Annotated in this window: 1 protein-coding gene; it reads right to left on the bottom strand. The window is 71.4% G+C overall.

All coding sequences use genetic code 11. The features are described 5' to 3' along the window. Positions 1-653, bottom strand: a 653-nt coding sequence (locus DKT69_RS13020) for a transposase (RefSeq protein WP_146231065.1), incomplete at its 3' end; no start/stop codon positions are given. Between the last annotated feature and the right edge of the window lie 198 nt (positions 654-851).

Genomic DNA, 851 nt, shown 5'->3' with positions numbered 1-851 from the left:
CCTACGCCGGGGCCGGCCACGGCGTAGGGGTGGATGATTCCCACATCCACCCCGGCCACCCTGGCCGGGTCCGGTTCCTGGCCGGGCGGGTAGACCGTCACCGGCACCTCGGCGGTGACGTCGAGGAACAGGCGGCTGCCTTCGCAGAGCAGGGTGATCGAGCGGACCTGCCCGACTGGATACGGCACCTCCCGCGCCAGACGCACCCACAGAGGCGCAGTGCCCCGGGCGGTCGGGAGCCGGACCCGGCGGCCGTCGAGGGTGAACGTACCGTGATACCAGCGCACCGGTACCAACCCCCGCCGGCGGCGCGGGAAACGGGCCGACAGGTCACCGGCCTGGCGGCGTTTCGCCGCCGCGAACCACGCATCGGAGAACCGGCGCAACACCGACCGGGCACCTGTGGTGTCCAGTTCGGCGAACGTGCCCGGCCCGGACGCCGCCAACTCCCGGCACAACTCCTGATAACCGGACAGGGGTACGTCCCGGCGGCGGCGCCGCCACGCGTTGACCTCCAGCACACACGCCCACACGTCACCGGCGCAGCGCAGCAGCCCGAAACACCGCCGCCGCTGCCCTGGCGTCACCCGCAACGCGACGCGCGCGGTGCGGTGCACGAACCGGGGAGCGGCGGGATCCCGACGGCGAGGCACGAACCGAAGACAACATCATCCCTACGACATTTCCCCAACCCCGACCAACCCGGCCAACGTTAGTGGACACGGCACCAGTGAGGCTCCGCCTCGGACCGCCGAGGTGGGTGGTTGGGCTGGTCGGGCCGCTGGTGGTGGGTTCATCCTGGCAACCGTAGGTGCGGTTGCGGAGGATGGTCATGGCCTCGCGTGTGGTGA

The sequence above is a fragment of the Micromonospora sicca genome (assembly GCF_003172935.1).
In the GTDB taxonomy this organism is placed as follows: Bacteria; Actinomycetota; Actinomycetes; order Mycobacteriales; family Micromonosporaceae; genus Micromonospora; species Micromonospora sicca.
The sequence above is the reverse complement of the archived record's forward strand: the minus strand, read 5'-3'. Positions and strand labels throughout refer to the sequence as shown.